This window comes from Castellaniella sp. (assembly GCF_041677825.1).
In the GTDB taxonomy this organism is placed as follows: Bacteria; Pseudomonadota; Gammaproteobacteria; order Burkholderiales; family Burkholderiaceae_B; genus Castellaniella.
This window is the reverse complement of sequence record NZ_JBAYPG010000019.1, coordinates 1-15,848: the sequence shown is the minus strand read 5'-3', so window position 1 is coordinate 15,848 and position 15,848 is coordinate 1. Positions and strand designations below refer to the sequence as shown.

14 protein-coding genes and 1 rRNA gene are annotated in these 15,848 nt (G+C 63.8%); 12 read left to right on the top strand and 3 right to left on the bottom strand.

Annotation, left to right across the window (positions count from 1 at the left end; genetic code table 11):
- Positions 1–9 precede the first annotated feature (9 nt).
- Positions 10–1,023, top strand: coding sequence for a class 1 fructose-bisphosphatase (locus WCY17_RS09120; protein ID WP_372701871.1), 1,014 nt, complete (start codon positions 10–12; stop codon positions 1,021–1,023).
- A gap of 139 nt (positions 1,024–1,162) precedes the next feature.
- On the opposite strand, the gene WCY17_RS09115 is transcribed toward WCY17_RS09120, so the two are convergent.
- A complete protein-coding gene (locus WCY17_RS09115; protein WP_372701870.1) occupies positions 1,163–2,146 on the bottom strand; it encodes a quinone oxidoreductase in 984 nt (327 codons plus the stop codon).
- A gap of 55 nt (positions 2,147–2,201) precedes the next feature.
- Here WCY17_RS09115 and WCY17_RS09110 point away from each other — a divergent pair, with 55 nt between their 5' ends.
- The 9 genes from WCY17_RS09110 (at position 2,202) to WCY17_RS09070 (ending at position 9,733) form a co-directional block, all read left to right on the top strand.
- Positions 2,202–3,092, top strand: a complete 891-nt coding sequence (locus WCY17_RS09110) for a DMT family transporter (RefSeq protein WP_372701869.1) — start codon at positions 2,202–2,204, stop codon at positions 3,090–3,092.
- A gap of 38 nt (positions 3,093–3,130) precedes the next feature.
- Positions 3,131–3,862, top strand: coding sequence for a YebC/PmpR family DNA-binding transcriptional regulator (locus WCY17_RS09105; RefSeq protein ID WP_372701868.1), 732 nt, complete (start codon positions 3,131–3,133; stop codon positions 3,860–3,862).
- Positions 3,859–5,166 carry a phosphoribosylamine--glycine ligase gene (gene purD / locus WCY17_RS09100; RefSeq protein ID WP_372701867.1) on the top strand — a complete coding sequence of 436 codons (1,308 nt, stop codon included), beginning with the start codon at positions 3,859–3,861 and terminating at the stop codon, positions 5,164–5,166. The genes WCY17_RS09105 and purD overlap by 4 nt, the downstream gene beginning before the upstream one ends.
- Positions 5,163–6,071, top strand: coding sequence for an oxygen-dependent coproporphyrinogen oxidase (gene hemF / locus WCY17_RS09095; RefSeq protein ID WP_372701866.1), 909 nt, complete (start codon positions 5,163–5,165; stop codon positions 6,069–6,071). The genes purD and hemF overlap by 4 nt, the downstream gene beginning before the upstream one ends.
- The gene (gene nadD, locus WCY17_RS09090) at positions 6,056–6,685 is read left to right on the top strand and encodes a nicotinate (nicotinamide) nucleotide adenylyltransferase (RefSeq protein ID WP_372701865.1); all 630 of its coding nucleotides are present in this window, start codon (positions 6,056–6,058) and stop codon (positions 6,683–6,685) included. The genes hemF and nadD overlap by 16 nt, the downstream gene beginning before the upstream one ends.
- The gene (gene rsfS / locus WCY17_RS09085) at positions 6,682–7,032 is read left to right on the top strand and encodes a ribosome silencing factor (protein WP_372701864.1); all 351 of its coding nucleotides are present in this window, start codon (positions 6,682–6,684) and stop codon (positions 7,030–7,032) included. The genes nadD and rsfS overlap by 4 nt, the downstream gene beginning before the upstream one ends.
- Positions 7,029–7,499 (top strand): 23S rRNA (pseudouridine(1915)-N(3))-methyltransferase RlmH, encoded by a 471-nt coding sequence (gene rlmH, locus WCY17_RS09080; RefSeq protein WP_372701863.1) that lies wholly within the window; start codon positions 7,029–7,031, stop codon positions 7,497–7,499. Before rsfS ends, rlmH begins: the two co-directional genes overlap by 4 nt.
- 38 nt (positions 7,500–7,537) lie before the next feature.
- The gene (gene pyk / locus WCY17_RS09075) at positions 7,538–8,980 is read left to right on the top strand and encodes a pyruvate kinase (RefSeq protein WP_372701862.1); all 1,443 of its coding nucleotides are present in this window, start codon (positions 7,538–7,540) and stop codon (positions 8,978–8,980) included.
- A 99-nt stretch (positions 8,981–9,079) separates the two neighbouring features.
- Positions 9,080–9,733, top strand: a complete 654-nt coding sequence (locus WCY17_RS09070; RefSeq protein ID WP_372701861.1) for a nucleoside triphosphate pyrophosphatase — start codon at positions 9,080–9,082, stop codon at positions 9,731–9,733.
- A gap of 7 nt (positions 9,734–9,740) precedes the next feature.
- Here WCY17_RS09070 and WCY17_RS09065 read toward each other — a convergent pair whose 3' ends face one another.
- On the bottom strand, positions 9,741–12,500 hold the full coding sequence (locus WCY17_RS09065) for a 2-oxoglutarate dehydrogenase E1 component (protein ID WP_372701860.1): 2,760 nt from the start codon (positions 12,498–12,500) through the stop codon (positions 9,741–9,743).
- 94 nt (positions 12,501–12,594) lie between these two features.
- Between WCY17_RS09065 and WCY17_RS09060 the strand changes: the two genes are divergently transcribed.
- Positions 12,595–14,328, top strand: coding sequence for an acyl-CoA dehydrogenase family protein (locus tag WCY17_RS09060; protein ID WP_372701859.1), 1,734 nt, complete (start codon positions 12,595–12,597; stop codon positions 14,326–14,328).
- Between the two features lie 24 nt (positions 14,329–14,352).
- Complete coding sequence (locus tag WCY17_RS09055) at positions 14,353–15,564, top strand: CoA transferase (RefSeq protein ID WP_372701858.1); 1,212 nt, start codon at positions 14,353–14,355, stop codon at positions 15,562–15,564.
- A 168-nt stretch (positions 15,565–15,732) separates the two neighbouring features.
- Here the strand turns inward: WCY17_RS09055 and rrf are convergent.
- A 5S ribosomal RNA gene (gene rrf, locus WCY17_RS09050) occupies positions 15,733–15,845 on the bottom strand.
- Positions 15,846–15,848 lie beyond the last annotated feature (3 nt).

The following is a 15,848-nucleotide window of genomic DNA, read 5'->3' as shown; positions in this document are numbered from 1 at the left end:
GGAACCACCTTGAAACACAAGACTCTGACGCAATACCTGGTCGAACAGCAACGCCTGCACCAGGCCGTATCCGCCGACGTGCGCCTGCTCATCGAAACCGTATCGCGAGCCTGCAAAGCCATCAGCCACGCCGTGAGCAAAGGCGCGCTGGGGGGTGTGCTGGGCAGCCTGGAGAGCGAGAATGTGCAGGGCGAAATCCAGAAGAAACTCGACGTGCTGTCCAACGAGATCCTGCTCGAGGCCAACGAATGGGGTGGCAATCTGGCTGCCATGGCCTCCGAAGAGATGCAGTCCATCCACCGGATCCCGCACCATTATCCCAAGGGGCAGAACCTGCTGCTGTTCGACCCCCTCGATGGGTCATCGAACATCGATGTCAATGTCTCCATCGGTACCATTTTCTCGGTGCTCCAGGCCCCACCCGAAGCCAGCGGGCGCGAAATCGAAGAACGCGATTTCCTCCAGCCGGGCAGCCGCCAGGTTGCCGCCGGGTACGCGGTCTATGGCCCGCAAAGCATGCTGGTGCTCACGGTGGGCAACGGGGTGATGGGCTTCACGCTGGATCGCGAAATGGGTTCATGGCTGCTGACCCATGACACCATGCGCCTGCCCGAAGAAACGGCCGAGTTCGCCATCAACATGTCGAACATGCGCCACTGGGAACCCCCCGTGCGCCGCTATATCGACGAATGCCTGCAGGGCGAAAACGGCCCCCTGGGCAAGAACTGCAACATGCGCTGGGTTGCATCCATGGTGGCCGATGTGCACCGCATCCTGAGCCGGGGCGGGATCTTCATGTATCCCAGGGATGCCCGGGCGTCGGGCCGCAAGGGCAAGCTGCGCCTGATGTACGAAGCCAACCCCATGAGCTACCTGGTCGAACAGGCAGGCGGCTGCGCCACCGACGGCGCGCAGCGCATCATGGATATCCAGCCCGAATCCCTGCATCAGCGCGTGGGCGTGATCCTGGGCTCGCGCACCGAAGTGGAGCGGGTACAGGCATACCACCTCGGCCAGGGCTGAGCGCACCCAGGATTCGTGCTTTAGCCAGGCGGGCCGGCACCCCGCCCTGGCCAGCCCGTGCTGCAGCCTGGTGGCCTCGTGCTTCAAGCCGGGCGGACCGGCACTTGCCGGTACTTCAGCCCAGGCGCGTCAGTCTGCGTCAGTCGAGCGTGAGCACGGTGGCCCCGGTGGTCTGCCGGGCTACCAGTGCGGCATGGGCCTGGGCGGCTTCGTGCAGTGGAAAACGCTGGCCGATGATGACATCGAGCTTGCCGGCAGTCACCAGGTCGAAGACTTCGGCAGCGGCCGCCTGCATGGCCTGCACGGTGGGCACGTGCGTGCCCAGCGTAGGCCGCGTGACATACAGGGACCCCTTGGTGGCCAGTATGCCCAGATTGACCCCGTCGACCGGGCCCGAGGCGTTGCCGAAGCTGACCATCAGCCCGCGCGGCTGCAGGCAGTCGAGCGAGGTTTCCCAGGTGGCCTTGCCCACGCCATCGTAGACGACAGGCACTTTCTGGCCGTCGGTCAGTTCGAGCACCCGTTCGGCCACGTTTTCGCGGCTGTAGTCGATGACTTCCCAGGCCCCGTGCTGGCGCGCCAGCGCCGCCTTGGCGGGCGTGGACGCGGTGCCGATCAGGCGCACGCCCAGCGCCCTGGCCCACTGGCAGGCGATCAGCCCGACACCACCGGCTGCCGCATGAAACAGGATGGTCTCATGCCCCTTGAGACGGTAGGTCTGGCGGAACAGATACTGGACGGTCAGCCCCTTGAGCATCAGCGCTGCGGCCTGCTCGAAACTGACGGCATCGGGGATGGCCACGACGTTGTGGGCCGGCACGTTGCGCAGATCGGCGTACGCGCCCAGCGGGCTTTGGCCATACGCGGCCCGATCACCGACCTTGAGGTGCGTGACCTCGGCGCCCACGGCCTCGATGATGCCGGCGGCTTCGAAACCCAGACCGTGCGGCACCGGATTGGGATAAAGCCCCGTGCGACAATACACATCGACGAAATTCAGGCCGATGGCCCGGTGCCGGATGCGGACTTCATCGGGCCCGACCGGCGGGACTTCGACGCGTTCGATCTGCATGACTTCAGGGCCACCATGCTGGTGTACGCGTATGGCATTTGCGTGTTCCACTGTGTGTTCTCCGGCCCCCAAGGGGCAATGGTTCAATCAACAGGTTCAGACTAGCATGAAATCAGGTGAAGCTCGCATTGCCGTTCATGTGGCTGCGGTACTGTTTGGGCTCACCGGGATCCTTGGCGAACTGATCCAGGGCAGTGCCTGGTTGATCACGGCCGGACGCGCCGCGTTTGCCAGCCTGAGCCTGTTGCTGTTCATGCGCCATCTCGGCCACGGGATCGCCCGCCCCGGCAGGGCGGTCAGCGTCTCCGTGGGTCTGGCCGGCCTGTTGCTGGCGATCCACTGGGTGGGCTTTTTCATGGCGGTCAAGATCGGCGGCATCGCCATCGCCACCCTGGGTTTTGCCAGTTTCCCCGCCTTCATCACGCTGCTCGAGGGCCTGTTTTTTCACGAACGTACGCGGGCATTCGAGTGGCTGATCGTGGCGATCGTGAGCGTGGGGCTGGGCCTGGTCGCCCCTTCCTTCAACTTCCGCGACGAGGCCACGACGGGCCTGCTGTGGGCGATCGGCTCGGGGCTGTCGTTTGCATTGTTCACGCTCGCCAACCGCAAGGCGGTCGGCCAGTGGCCGGCACACGCCCTGGCCTGCATTGAAAATGCAATCGTGGCGGCCCTGACACTGCCCTGGTGCCTGGCAGAGTTCACCGGCCTGCGCGCATCCGACTGGCTCTGGCTCTTCATACTCGGGGTCGTCTGCACCGCGTTTTCGCACGCTTTGCTGGTTGCCAGCCTGAGCCGGCTCAAGGCGCGCAGCGCCGCCATCATCATCGCCCTCGAACCCATCTATGCCATTGCCTTCGCAGCCCTGTTCTTTGCCCAGTACCCATCCGTCAGGGCGCTTCTGGGCGGCGCATTGATCATCGGCGCCATCCTGATCTCGAGTCTGGACAAGAGCCGGGCACCGGCGATGCGGGCAGACCGAATCGACATTAACGGGTAAAATCATGTGTTTATCAAGCTTCAAGCAGAACGATCATTATGGCCGGACACAGTAAATGGGCAAATATCCAGCACCGCAAGGGGCGTCAGGACGCCAAGCGCGGCAAGCTCTGGACCAAAATCATCCGTGAAATCACCGTGGCTGCGCGCGACGCCGGCCCCGATCCCAGCGCCAACCCCGCACTGCGGCTTGCCTGGGACAAGGCCACCGCGGCCAACATGCCCAAGGACAACATCCTGCGCGCCATCCAGCGCGGCGCCGGGGGCGGCGACGACAGCCACTACGAAGAGATCCGCTACGAAGGCTATGGCGTTGGCGGCGCGGCGGTCCTGGTCGACTGCCTGACCGACAACCGCCAGCGCACCGTATCCGAAGTGCGCCACACGCTGTCGAAACACGGCGGCAACCTGGGCCAGGACGGCAGCGTGGTGTTCATGTTCAAGCATTGCGGGCAGTTCATGTTTGCGCCAGGGTCGTCCGAAGACGCCATCATGGAAGTCGCGCTCGAACACGGTGCCGATGACGTACAGACCGATGATGAAGGCGTCATCGAAGTCACCTGTGAACCCGGTCAATACACCACGCTGAAAAAGGCGTTCACCGAGGCCGGGCTCGAACCCGAACTCGATGGCGTGGTCATGAAGGCGCTGAACGAAGTCGAGCTCGAAGGCGAAGACGCAGAACGCATGCAGAAAATCATCGATCTGCTCGAAGGCCTGGACGACGTCCAGGAGGTCTACACCAACGCCATCATGGACGAAGCCGAATGAAGCTGCTGGTCATCGGGTCCGGCGGACGCGAACACGCCCTGGCATGGTGCCTGGCCAAATCGCCACGGGTACAGAAAGTCTATGTGGCCCCCGGCAATGGCGGCACGGCCAGCAGCGCCGAATACGAAAACCTGCCCCTGACCGAAACCGCAGATCTGGTCGCGTTCGCTCTTGAACACAAAATCGGCTTCACGGTCGTGGGGCCCGAGGCGCCGCTGGCCGACGGGCTGGTCGATGCCTTTCGCCAGGCGGGCCTGCGCATCTGCGGGCCCACCCAGGCCGCAGCCCGGCTCGAAAGCTCGAAGGATTACGCCAAGGCCTTCATGATGCGCCACGGCCTGCCCACTGCCCGCTACCAGAGTTTCACCGACCGCGACCAGGCCCGCGCACATGTTCTGCAGCAGGGTGCCCCCACCGTGATCAAGGCCGATGGCCTGGCCGCCGGCAAAGGGGTGGTGGTCGCAGAAACCACCGCAGAAGCCCTGGACGCCATCGACCACATGCTGGGCGCCGATAGCGCCTTCGGCAACGCGGGCGCGCGCGTCGTCATAGAAGAGTATCTCGAAGGCGAAGAAGCCAGCTTCATCGTGCTCTGCGATGGGCGCAACATCCTGCCCCTGGCCACGAGCCAGGATCACAAGCGGCTGCTCGACGGCGACAAGGGGCCGAATACCGGCGGCATGGGTGCGTACTCTCCCGCCCCCATCGTTTCGCCAGCCCTGCACAACCGCATCATGCGCGAAATCATGTTGCCGGCCGTACACGGCATGGCCGGCGACGGCGTGCCGTATACAGGGTTCCTCTATGCGGGGCTGATGATCGGGCCAGGCGCGGATGCCAGCCGCAGCCTCAAGGTGCTCGAATTCAATTGCCGCCTGGGCGACCCCGAAGCCCAGCCCATCCTGATGCGCGTCAAAGGTGATTTGACCCGGATCATCGAGCACGCCATCGACGGCACGCTCGACCAGGCCGAAATCGACTGGGATCGACGCACGGCGCTGGGTGTCGTGCTGGCCTCGGCCGGCTACCCGCAAGCCCCGCAAAACGGCCAGCCGATCACGGCCCTGGCCCCCGATACCGAAGACTGCATGACCTTCCACGCCGGCACTGCCCTGCAGAACGGCCAGCTGGTCACAGCCGGGGGGCGCGTGCTGTGCATCACCGCGCTGGCCGATTCAGTACGCCAGGCCAGGCAGCTGGCCTACAGGGCCGTGGGTGAAACGCATTTCGAAGGCTGCCAGTACCGGCAGGACATCGGCTGGCGCGCCCTGCCCGGCTCCACCGTACCCCGAGGCACGACATGATGGTACCCATCCAGCAAATGCACGATTTCTTTGCCGGCCTCCAGGAGGCCATCGTGCAGTCCCTCGAAGCACTCGAAGGGTCAGCCTTCGGCCGGGATCCCTGGACACGCCCCGAAGGCGGCGGGGGCGTGGCGCGCTACTGTGAAGGCGGAGCCGTTTTTGAGCGGGCTGGCGTATTGTTCAGCCACGTCAATGGCGCAGCATTGCCGCCTTCGGCCAGTGCGGCACGCCCCGAACTGGCCGGGCGATCCTGGGAAGCCATGGGTGTTTCCATGGTTCTGCATCCACGCAACCCCCATGTCCCCACCACGCACATGAATGTACGCCTGTTCGTGGCCCATGGGCACAGCGGCGAGCAAGACGTGTACTGGTTTGGCGGCGGGCTGGATCTGACCCCTTATTATCCGGTGGATGACGACATCCGCCATTTCCACCGGGTCTGCCGCGATGCCGTCGCGCCTTTCGGCGCCGACAAATACGCCCGCTACAAGACGTGGTGCGACGAGTATTTCTTTTTGCGCCACCGCAATGAAACCCGCGGCGTCGGCGGCCTGTTCTTCGATGACCTGAACACGCCTGATTTCGATACCTGCTTCGCGCTCACGCGCGCGGTGGGCGAGTGTTTTGTGCCCGCCTACGTGCCTATCGTGCAGGCGCGCCAGGCCAGCGCCTATGGCGAGCGCGAACGGGCCTTTCAGGCCTTGCGCCGGGGCCGTTATGTCGAATTCAACCTGGTTTATGATCGCGGTACGCTGTTTGGCCTGCAATCCGGCGGGCGCACCGAATCCATTCTTCTTTCCATGCCACCGCAGGCGCAATGGCGCTACGACTGCCATCCCGAACCGGGTACGGCCGAGGCCCGGCTGGCCGATTACCTCAAGCCGCGTGCATGGCTCGACGCCTGAAGATCGGCTTGCTGGGCGGCAGCTTCGATCCGGTGCACCGGGCCCATATCCGGCTGGCGCGCGCGGCCCGTGCGCATCTGGGGCTCGACCTGGTCCAGCTGATTCCAGCCGCAGCCCCGTGGCAGCGCAGCCCGTTGCAGACCGCGGCACGGCATCGGCTGCGCATGCTCGAACTGGCCTGTGGCGATGATTCCTCTCTGGTCATCAATCCGATCGAGCTCGACCGGTCGGGCCAGACCTACACGATAGATACCGTGCGCGCACTCGATCCGGGCGCAGACTATGTATGGATTCTGGGCGCCGATCAGCTGGCCAATTTCTGTACATGGCACAGGTGGCGCGATATCCTGGAGCACGTCCAGCTGGCGGTCGCCTGCCGGCCCGGCTTTGCTCCCGAGCCCCCCGCCGAACTGCGCCAGGCGCTGCGGGCGGCCCCTGCAAAACCATTGCTGCGCATCCCGTTCGAGGCCGACCCGGTTTCAGCCACACAGATCCGCACGGCATTGGCCCGCGGGCTGCCGGTCCACGACATGCTGCATCCCCAGGTACTATCCTATATCCACACCCATCATCTCTACCAGAACGGGGCTCACGCCCAAGAAATCACCACATGAACCTGCAAAAACAGCAACGACTGGTCATCGACGCCCTGGAAGATGCCAAGGCCAGGGATATCAAGGTCTTCAACACAACGGGCCTGACGGGCCTGTTCGACCGCGTCATCATCGCCAGTGGCACCTCGAGCCGTCAGACGCGCTCCATTGCCCAGCACGTGGCCGAACAGGCAAAGAAAAAAGGGCTGGACATCATCGCTTTCGAGGGTGAAGACACGGGCGAGTGGGTGCTGATCGACCTGGGCGACATCGTCGTGCACTGCATGCAGCCCGAAACCCGCCTGTATTACAACCTCGAGGAAATCTGGGGCGGCAAGCCGGTCAGGGTGAAACTGCTGGGGCCATGAAACTGCATGTCTGTGCCGTGGGCCAGCGCATGCCGGGCTGGGTGCAGGCGGCCTGGGATGACTACGCGCGCCGCATGCCGCGCGATTGCCCCCTGGTATTGCACGAAATCCGCCCCGAATCGCGCGCGCTGGGCAAGACGCCCGGGCAGCTGATGCGCGCCGAGGCCCTGCGCATCGAAGCTGCCTTGCCGGATGGGGCGCTGCGCATCATACTGGATGAACACGGCAAGGCGCTCGATACCATGCAATTGGCCCAACTGGTACAGCAATGGCGCGACAGCGGTACAGACGCCGCTTTTGTGATCGGCGGGCCCGACGGTCTGGATGCCGGCCTGAAGCGCTCGGCCCACCAGACCCTGCGGCTCTCATCGCTCACCTTGCCGCACCCCATGGTGCGCATACTGCTCGCCGAGCAACTCTATCGCGCCTGGAGCATACTGACCGGGCATCCGTACCACCGCAGTTGACGTTTTGGGCTATTGCAATCGACATTCCGGAGATTCTCATGACACCGCGTCGCCGTACCAAGATCGTTGCCACCCTGGGCCCTTCGACCTCCAGCCCGGAACGCATCGAAGCCATGATTCTGGCAGGCCTGGATGTCGCGCGCCTGAATTTCTCGCATGGGCAGGCCAGCGAGCATCGTGAACGCGTGCTGCGCGTGCGCGCCATCGCCCAGCGCCTGAACCGCCACGTGGCCATCATGGGGGATCTGCAAGGGCCCAAGATCCGGATTGCGCGCTTCGAACACGGGCGGGTGACACTGCAGCCCGGGCAGCCCTTCACCCTGTCGACCCTGCATCCGCTCGATGCCGGCACGGATCGCATCGTGGGCATCGAGTATCCGCCATTGGTGCAGGATTGCGCGCCCGGCGACGAGTTGTTGCTGGATGATGGCCGGGTGATTCTCCGGGTTGAGTCGGTCGATGCCGACCAGGTTCAGACCACGGTTCTGGTGGGTGGCGAACTGTCCGACAACAAGGGCATCAACCGCCGCGGCGGGGGCATTTCCGCACCCAGCCTGACACCCAAGGACCACAAGGACATCGAACTGGCCGCCGAGCTCGAGCTCGATTACGTGGCCGTCTCGTTTCCCCGCACGGGTGCCGACATCAGCAGCGCGCGCGAGCTCGTGCGAGCCGCGGGCAGCCCGGCCTGGATCATTGCCAAGATCGAGCGCGCCGAGGCCGTGGCCGATGACGCGGCACTCGATGATCTGATCCGCGCCAGCGACGGCGTCATGGTGGCCCGGGGCGATCTGGGCGTGGAAATCGGCGATGCCCGGCTGGCGGGCCTGCAGAAAAGAATCATCCGCCACGCCCGCACGCTGAACAAGCTGGTGATCACCGCCACCCAGATGATGGAATCCATGATTGCCAGCCCCATCCCGACGCGCGCCGAGGTGTCGGACGTCGCCAATGCGGTGCTCGACTACACCGACGCCGTCATGCTCTCGGCCGAATCGGCTTCGGGCGATTATCCCGTGCAGGCCGTGGAAGCCATGGCACGCATCTGCCTGGGGGCCGAACAGGAGCCCACCAGCACGCAGTCACATCACCGGCTGGGCGAAACCTTTGCGCGCTGCGATGAAACCATTGCACTGGCCAGCATGTATGCCGCCAACCATTTTCCCGGTATCAAGGCCATCATTTCCCTCACGGAAAGCGGCCACACGCCGCTGATCATGTCGCGCATCCGCTCGGGCGTGCCCATATACTGCTATACCCGCCATGTGGGCACCCAACGTCGCGCAGCGCTGTTTCGCGGTGTCTATACCATACCCTTCGATGCCACCCGGCTGCCACCCGCCGACGTGAGCAACGCCGCCATCGACATTCTGCGCCAACAGGGGCTGCTGCAGAAGGGTGACTGGGTGATCCTCACCAAGGGTGACTTCTACAGCGACAGCGGCGGCACCAACGGCATGAAGATCCTGCGTGTGCACTGAGACCCGGGCAGGCGCATGGGTACGTGCGGGGACAGATGCATGCCGGCCGCCGACGAGTGCCGAACTGCGATACGCGTGGGTACGCGCGCGGGCAGGCGCATGGATACGTGCGGAGGCAGGCGCCTGATGGCGGGCTTCATGCTGCTCGCGTCGGCCAGCCCCAGGCGCCACGAAATACTCACCCAATTGGGGGTTGCACACGGGGTACTGCACGTACCGGCCCCCGAAGGGGAAGACGAACCACGCTTGGCACACGAGCCCGCGGTCGAATATGTCTGTCGCACGGCGCGCAACAAGGCGCTGCACGCCCATGCCTGGCTGCACGCGGGCGGCAGGCCGGCATCCATACCGCCCGACTGGCCCATCCAGTGGCACCAGTGTCCCATTCTGTGCGCAGACACCACGGTAACGGTGGACGGCCAGGTGCTGGGCAAACCCGCCGATGAAGCCGACGCTGCCCGGATGCTGAGGCTTCTCTCGGGCCGACGCCACCAGGTGCTCACTGCGGTTGCCTTATGGGCACGCGGCCGGCTGTGGGAGGCGTTGAGTGCCAGCGATGTGGATGTCGAGGCCCTGGCTGAACCCGACATCGCGGCCTACATCGCCAGCGGCGAGCCCTTCGGCAAGGCAGGCGCCTATGCGATACAGGGGCGCGCCGCTGCCTTCATCACGCGCCTGGAAGGCAGCTACACCGGCGTCATGGGGCTGCCCGCGCACGAGACCATGATGCTGCTGCGGTCCGCTGCGGCATGAACAGGGTTCAGGCAAAGGCCTGCTCCACGATCAGCGCCTGATCCTGCACGTGATTCGAGTGGAAGCTGCCCGCTGGCGAAGCACTTTCCGGCCGGCCGCAGAACCTGAACCGCGGGTTGGCACAGCCGGCCAGCCGGGCCAGCGCTTCGAGACGGCGATCATAATATGACCAGGCCCCCATGTTTTCAGGCTCTTCCTGGACCCAGACCAGTTCCGCCGACGGGCTGGCCTGCAACAAGGCCTGCAACTCGGCCGACGGCACAGGGTACAGCTGCTCGAGGCGGACAATCGTCACATCCGGATGGCCCTGCGCCTGGCGGTAGTCTTCCAGCTCGTAAGCGATCTTGCCCGAGCACACGAGCAGCCTGGAGGCCTGCGCCGATGCAGCACTGACGTGCAGCGGCGAAAAATGCCCGCCCGGACAGAATGCGTCCAGTGGCGAGACCGCCGCAGGCAGGCGCAACAAGGTCTTGGGCGCCACCACGATCAACGGGCGGGGCTGAGCCGTCAGCGCGTGCTGGCGCAGGGCATGAAAATAGTTGGCGGGCGTGCTCGGGTTGATCAGCCACAGGTTGCCCCCGGCGCACAGTTGAAGGTAGCGCTCGATGCGTGCCGAAGAATGTTCGGGCCCCTGCCCTTCGAGCCCATGCGGCAACAGCATTACCAGCCCGGAAGACTGGCGCCACTTGCTTTCGCTGCTGCTGATGAATTGATCGATCATGATCTGCGCGCCGTTGGCAAAGTCGCCAAACTGCGCCTCCCACAGCGTCAACGCGTGCCTGGCGGCCAGGCTGTAGCCATATTCAAAGCCCAGTACCGCGTATTCCGACAGGGGGCTGTTGATGACCTCGAACGCGCCCTGCCCTGCACCAAGATGATTCAGTGCACAGTATTTCCGGTTGTCATGGATATCCGTGAGGATAAAATGACGGTGCGAAAAGGCACCGCGTACGACATCCTGGCCACTGAGGCGTACATCCGTGCCTTCGGCCAGCAGGCTTGCAAAAGCAAGCGCTTCGGCCACCGCCCAGGCAACCCCCTGGCCGATGTGGCTGCGCGCACGAATCTGCCGCGCCAGCCGGTCGCCGAGCGTCAGCCACTCGGGCACATGGGCCAGCACCTCGAGCATGCCCAGCAGCTTTTCCCGAGGCACACCCGTATCCGGGCCAGCAGACGGACCATCAGGATACGAACGGACGCCGGCGTCGTGCTGCTGATCCGTATTGTGTTGTTGGTCCGGGTCGTATTCCTGACCTGCGGCGTGCTGCTGATCCGTGTCGTGCTGCTGATCCGTGTCGTGCTGCTGATCCGCGTCGTGCCGTTTGCGCGCGCTGGCTGCTTCAAACGCCGCATCGAACCGTTCCCAGTTTTGCCGCGCAAAGGCCCCGGCCACCTCGGAATCGAAGGCGCCTGCTGCGGCCAGGCGGCTTTCCAGTTGCGCGCCCAGTGATTCATGGTGATCGATTGCCTGATACAGCACGGGTTGAGTGAACCGGGGCTCATCGAACTCATTGTGGCCGTGCCGCCGAAAGGCCACCAGATCAATAACGGCGTCGCACGCATGGGTCTGGCGATACTCGACCGCCAGGCTGGCGGCCCGGATGGCCGCCTCGGGGCATTCACCATTGACATGCAGGATCAGGCTGTCGACCGCCTTCCATACATCCGTACAATGACGCGAACTGCGCCCTTCGGACGGCTCGGTGGTGAAGCCCAGCTGATTGTTCACGACCAGATGAATGGTGCCGGCTGTACCGAACCCGGCCACACCACTGAACTGCAGGCATTCACTGACGATGCCCTGCCCGATGACCGCCGCATCGGTGTGTATGATGAGGGCGAGCACCTTGCCCGCCTGCCCATCTGGCCGCAGCGCCTGACGCGCACGGGCCACGCCCAGTGCCACCGGATCGACGGCTTCGAGATGGGATGGATTGGGCAGCAGCCGGATCCGGATGGATTTGCCGGCCTTTGTCACGATAGCCTCGTGGCCCAGATGGTAGGGCACATCGGCCGGCAGGTGCGCGGCGTCGGGAAACGGGTGCAGGCCCATGAATTCGGCGAACAATTCAACCAGCGGCTTGCCGAGGACATTGGCCATGAGATTGAGGCGCCCCCGGTGCATGCTGCCCAGCACCACCTCTTCGACACCCATGCGCGCAGCCTGTGACAACACCTGATCGAGCGCAATCAGAAGGATTTCTGCGCCTTCGAGGCCGAATTTCTTTTTCCCGGGAAACCGGGTCATCAAAAAGCGCTCGAATTCACTGCCCGCCACCACGTTGCGCCAGGCATCGAGAAGAACATCGGTAGAACACTCAGGCCACGGCTGCGAGAGGCGTTCATCCACCCATTGAATACGATGCAGATCCGACATATGTGCGGTCTCGACAGCCAGCTTGCCGGTATATTGGCCCTGCAGCGTACCTGGATCGGTGTCCAGCCTCAGTTGCTGTGCCAGAAACGCCTCGAGCGCATCGGCCGGCCCCCGATCGGGTGCAGACAGCGGATTCAGGTCGGCCTGCAAGTGGCCATGGCGCCGCAACAGGACGGCACGCAAGAACGATGCGAGGGCCGGCGCCGCGGATTGCCCCACCCCGCCGACTGCCTGGTCGCCGTCTTGCAGCAGATCGTCGAGGAACCGGAATACACTCTGCCACGACGCATCGACCGACGCAGGGTCTGCGCGGAACTGGGCGTACAGTGATTCCATATAATGAGCGGAAGCATTTCCAAGAGCTGAGGGCAAGAATTTTTGTCTATGCATGATCGGATCGGAAAGTTGTGTCCAGGCTTATATACTGCATCATGAACCCATCCATCGTACTTTACCCGGACACTTCACAGGCTGGCAGCACACCATGAATACAGAAAACGAATCAGCGCCTTCATCGCAACACCGCAGGGTGCAGAGCGCCCTGGCCGAGACCAGGGCTCTGTTTGACGCGGCCGTCATGGCGCTTGCGCGCCGATGCAGCGAAAACAACCGGCTGAAGGATACACTGCTCGATGGCTGCCAGGCCAGCAGCTACGAACTGGCCTGGGCCTGCGCAGAATGGCAGGCCGCCCACCACCTGTGCCAGACCCTGCGCCCCGACCATGGCCTGGACGCAGGCCTGGCCATGGCCTACACGCTCGACGCCATTCAATCCATTCTGGCACGTCTCGAGCGCGTATATGCCGACGCCGGCATGGACCCCGAGCCCATCGGGCGTCTGGCTTACGGCAGCGCCCTTCAATCGCTGCGGCGCGAGTTCTGCGCCGCACCGAAAAAGGCACGCCTCGGCGCCATGGCCATCGAAAACCCCGCAGGCATCGGCCTGGTCGACATGCATCCCGACGTGGCCATGATCCAGGCGGCCTTCCAGCGCTTTGCCGAAGATGTCGTGCGTCCACGGGCGGCCGAGATCCATCGCAACGACCTCACCGTGCCCGAAGAAATCCTGTCAGGCATGTGCTCGATGGGCGCATTCGGCCTGAGCATTCCGGCGCATCACGGCGGTAGCGCCGACGGTTCGCCCAACGACCTGCCGACGATGCTCGCAGTCACGGAAACCCTGTCGGATGCATCGCTGGGGGCTGCCGGCAGCCTGCTGACCCGCCCGGAGATTCTCGCCCGGGCACTGCTCGAAGGCGGGACCCAGGCCCAGAAAAACCACTGGCTGCCGCGCATGGCCAGTGGCGAAGCGCTGTGTGCCATTGCCATCACCGAACCAGACCATGGTTCCGATGTGGCAGGGCTCACGCTCAAGGCGCGCCATACCCCGCAGGGCTGGTTGCTCAATGGTGCCAAGACCTGGTGCACGTTTGCCGGCAAGGCCACCCTGATCATGGTGGTGGCACGAACCGAGCCCCGGCCCGGCTATCAGGGCCTGAGCCTGTTTCTGGTCGACAAGCCTTCTTTCTCCGGCCATGAATTCGAGCACCATCAGCCAGCCGGCGGCAAGCTCTCGGGCCGGGCGATTCCTACCATAGGGTATCGTGGCATGCATTCCTTCGACCTCCATTTCGAAGACTACCTCGTCCCCGACGAGCAGCTCATCGGCGCCGAACAAGGCCGGGGCCGGGGGTTCTACTACACCATGGCCGGCATGACCGGTGGCCGCATGCAGACGGCAGCCCGAGCGGCAGGCGTCATGCACGCGGCCCTGGCCGAAGCCATCGCCCAGGCCAGGGGTCGCAAGCTGTTCGGCAAGCCGCTGGCCGATCATCAACTGACCCAGGTGAAAATCTGCGACATGGCAGCCCTGTATGCGGCCTGCCGCAAACTGGCTTATGCCGTCAGCCACGAACTGTCTTCCGGTGGCAACCCCATGCTGGCCAGCCTGGTCAAGCTGCTGGCCTGTCGCGCCGCAGAACGGGTCACGCGCGAGGCACAGCAATTGCACGGTGGGCTTGGATATGCTGAAGAGACAGCCGTCAGCAGGCATTTCGTCGATGCCCGTGTATTATCCATCTTCGAAGGGGCAGAAGAAACGCTGGCCCTGAAAGTCGTGTCCCGAAGCCTGTATCAGGCCATGCTGAAAGAAGCTGCAGAAGAATCAGGGCCATCGGCCGGCACCACCGCCTCGCATCATTCATCCACGACTGCTTGAACCCATTACTGCCTGAAAGACACCATGTTTCCCAACTTGCTCGACGATCTTCACGTCATTGAACTGTCTGCCTTCGTGGCGGCCCCACTGGGGGGTATGACACTGGCACAGATGGGGGCCGATGTCATCCGCATCGACCCGCTCAGTGGCGGGCTGGACAACACCCGCTGGCCACTGGCTCAAAATGGCCGCAGCCTGTTCTGGAATGGCCTGAACAAGGCCAAGAAATCCGTCGCCATCAATCTGCGCACCGATGCGGGCAGGGAATTGGCCCGCGCCCTGATCCAGGCCAGAAAAGACACTATTCTGCTGACCAACTTCCCGGCGCGTGGCCTGCTCGATTACGACAAGCTCAGCACGGACATGCCCAGCCTCATCCAGTTGACCGTCACGGGTGATCGCCATGGAAAATCAGCTGTCGACTACACGGTGAACTCGACACTGGGCTTGCCCACGATTACCGGGCCCGAAGACAGCGATGACGTCTGTAACCACGTACTGCCCGCCTGGGACCTGATCACCGGACATATGGCCGTGATCGGCATCCTGGCGGCCGAGCGGCACCGGCAACGTACGGGGCGGGGCCAGCATGTCAAACTGGCGCTCGAAGACGCAGCTTTGGCCATGATGGGGCATCTGGGCTTCATTGCCGAGGCCCAGCTGGGTACGGAACGCCAGCGCTATGGCAATTACCTGTTTGGTGCGTTCGGCAAGGATTTCTGCACGGCCGATGGCCATCGGATCATGGTGGTGGGCCTGACCCTCAAACAATGGCGCAGCCTGTGCAGCGCCACCGGGCTCGAAGACGCCATGCAGGCCCTTGGCGTGCAGCTTGGGCTGGACCTCGACGACGAAGGCAATCGTTTCAAGGCCAGAAAGGATATTGCCGGCCTGCTCGAGCCCTGGTGCCTGAAACGCCCATTGGCCGACATTCAGCAGATATTCGACACCCATGGCGTCTGCTGGGGCCCGTATCACTCCATGGTGCAACGCCTGCAGCAAACCGGGCCTGCCAGCCTGTACGAAAACCCCATTTTTGCCGATGTCCACCAGCCGGGCGTGGGCAACTATCTCATGCCTGGCCTGCCGCTTGATTTCGCTGCGATACCGCGCCAACCCGCCTCGGCCGCCCCCGTACTGGGCGAGCATACAGAAGAAGTGCTGGCCCAGGTGCTTGGCCTGAGCAATGCACAAATCGGTGCCCTGGTCGATCAGAACACCATTGCCCGCCCCTGACGCGTTATTGCACAATAGCCCCGGCTTCATGAACGCCGGTATCACCGGCATTCCACATCTGTATTCTGCAGCGGCACTCCACGGCTGCAAATATGGCAAGCGCTGCAAGCGTGCCACAAACGTCAAAAGCCCCTGCAACGCATGTTGCAGGGGCTCTCGGTATGGGGTGCCTGACGATGACCTACTTTCACGGATGTCCATCCACTATCATCGGCGCGAAGGCGTTTCACTGTCCTGTTCGGGATGGGAAGGAGTGGGGCCACCTTGCTGTGGTCGTCAGGCAT

Bases quoted from the DNA above. Each gene is read 5' to 3' on its own strand.
- rlmH (WP_372701863.1), top strand. From the start codon at position 7,029: ATGAAACTGCATGTCTGTGCCGTGGGCCAGCGCATGCCGGGCTGGGTG.
- pyk (WP_372701862.1), top strand. From the start codon at position 7,538: ATGACACCGCGTCGCCGTACCAAGATCGTTGCCACCCTGGGCCCTTCG.
- nadD (WP_372701865.1), top strand. From the start codon at position 6,056: ATGGCTCGACGCCTGAAGATCGGCTTGCTGGGCGGCAGCTTCGATCCG.
- hemF (WP_372701866.1), top strand. From the start codon at position 5,163: ATGATGGTACCCATCCAGCAAATGCACGATTTCTTTGCCGGCCTCCAG.
- WCY17_RS09055 (WP_372701858.1), top strand. From the start codon at position 14,353: ATGTTTCCCAACTTGCTCGACGATCTTCACGTCATTGAACTGTCTGCC.
- WCY17_RS09105 (WP_372701868.1), top strand. From the start codon at position 3,131: ATGGCCGGACACAGTAAATGGGCAAATATCCAGCACCGCAAGGGGCGT.
- WCY17_RS09070 (WP_372701861.1), top strand. From the start codon at position 9,080: ATGGATACGTGCGGAGGCAGGCGCCTGATGGCGGGCTTCATGCTGCTC.
- purD (WP_372701867.1), top strand. From the start codon at position 3,859: ATGAAGCTGCTGGTCATCGGGTCCGGCGGACGCGAACACGCCCTGGCA.
- rsfS (WP_372701864.1), top strand. From the start codon at position 6,682: ATGAACCTGCAAAAACAGCAACGACTGGTCATCGACGCCCTGGAAGAT.
- WCY17_RS09065 (WP_372701860.1), bottom strand. From the start codon at position 12,500: ATGCATAGACAAAAATTCTTGCCCTCAGCTCTTGGAAATGCTTCCGCT.
- WCY17_RS09110 (WP_372701869.1), top strand. From the start codon at position 2,202: ATGAAATCAGGTGAAGCTCGCATTGCCGTTCATGTGGCTGCGGTACTG.
- WCY17_RS09060 (WP_372701859.1), top strand. From the start codon at position 12,595: ATGAATACAGAAAACGAATCAGCGCCTTCATCGCAACACCGCAGGGTG.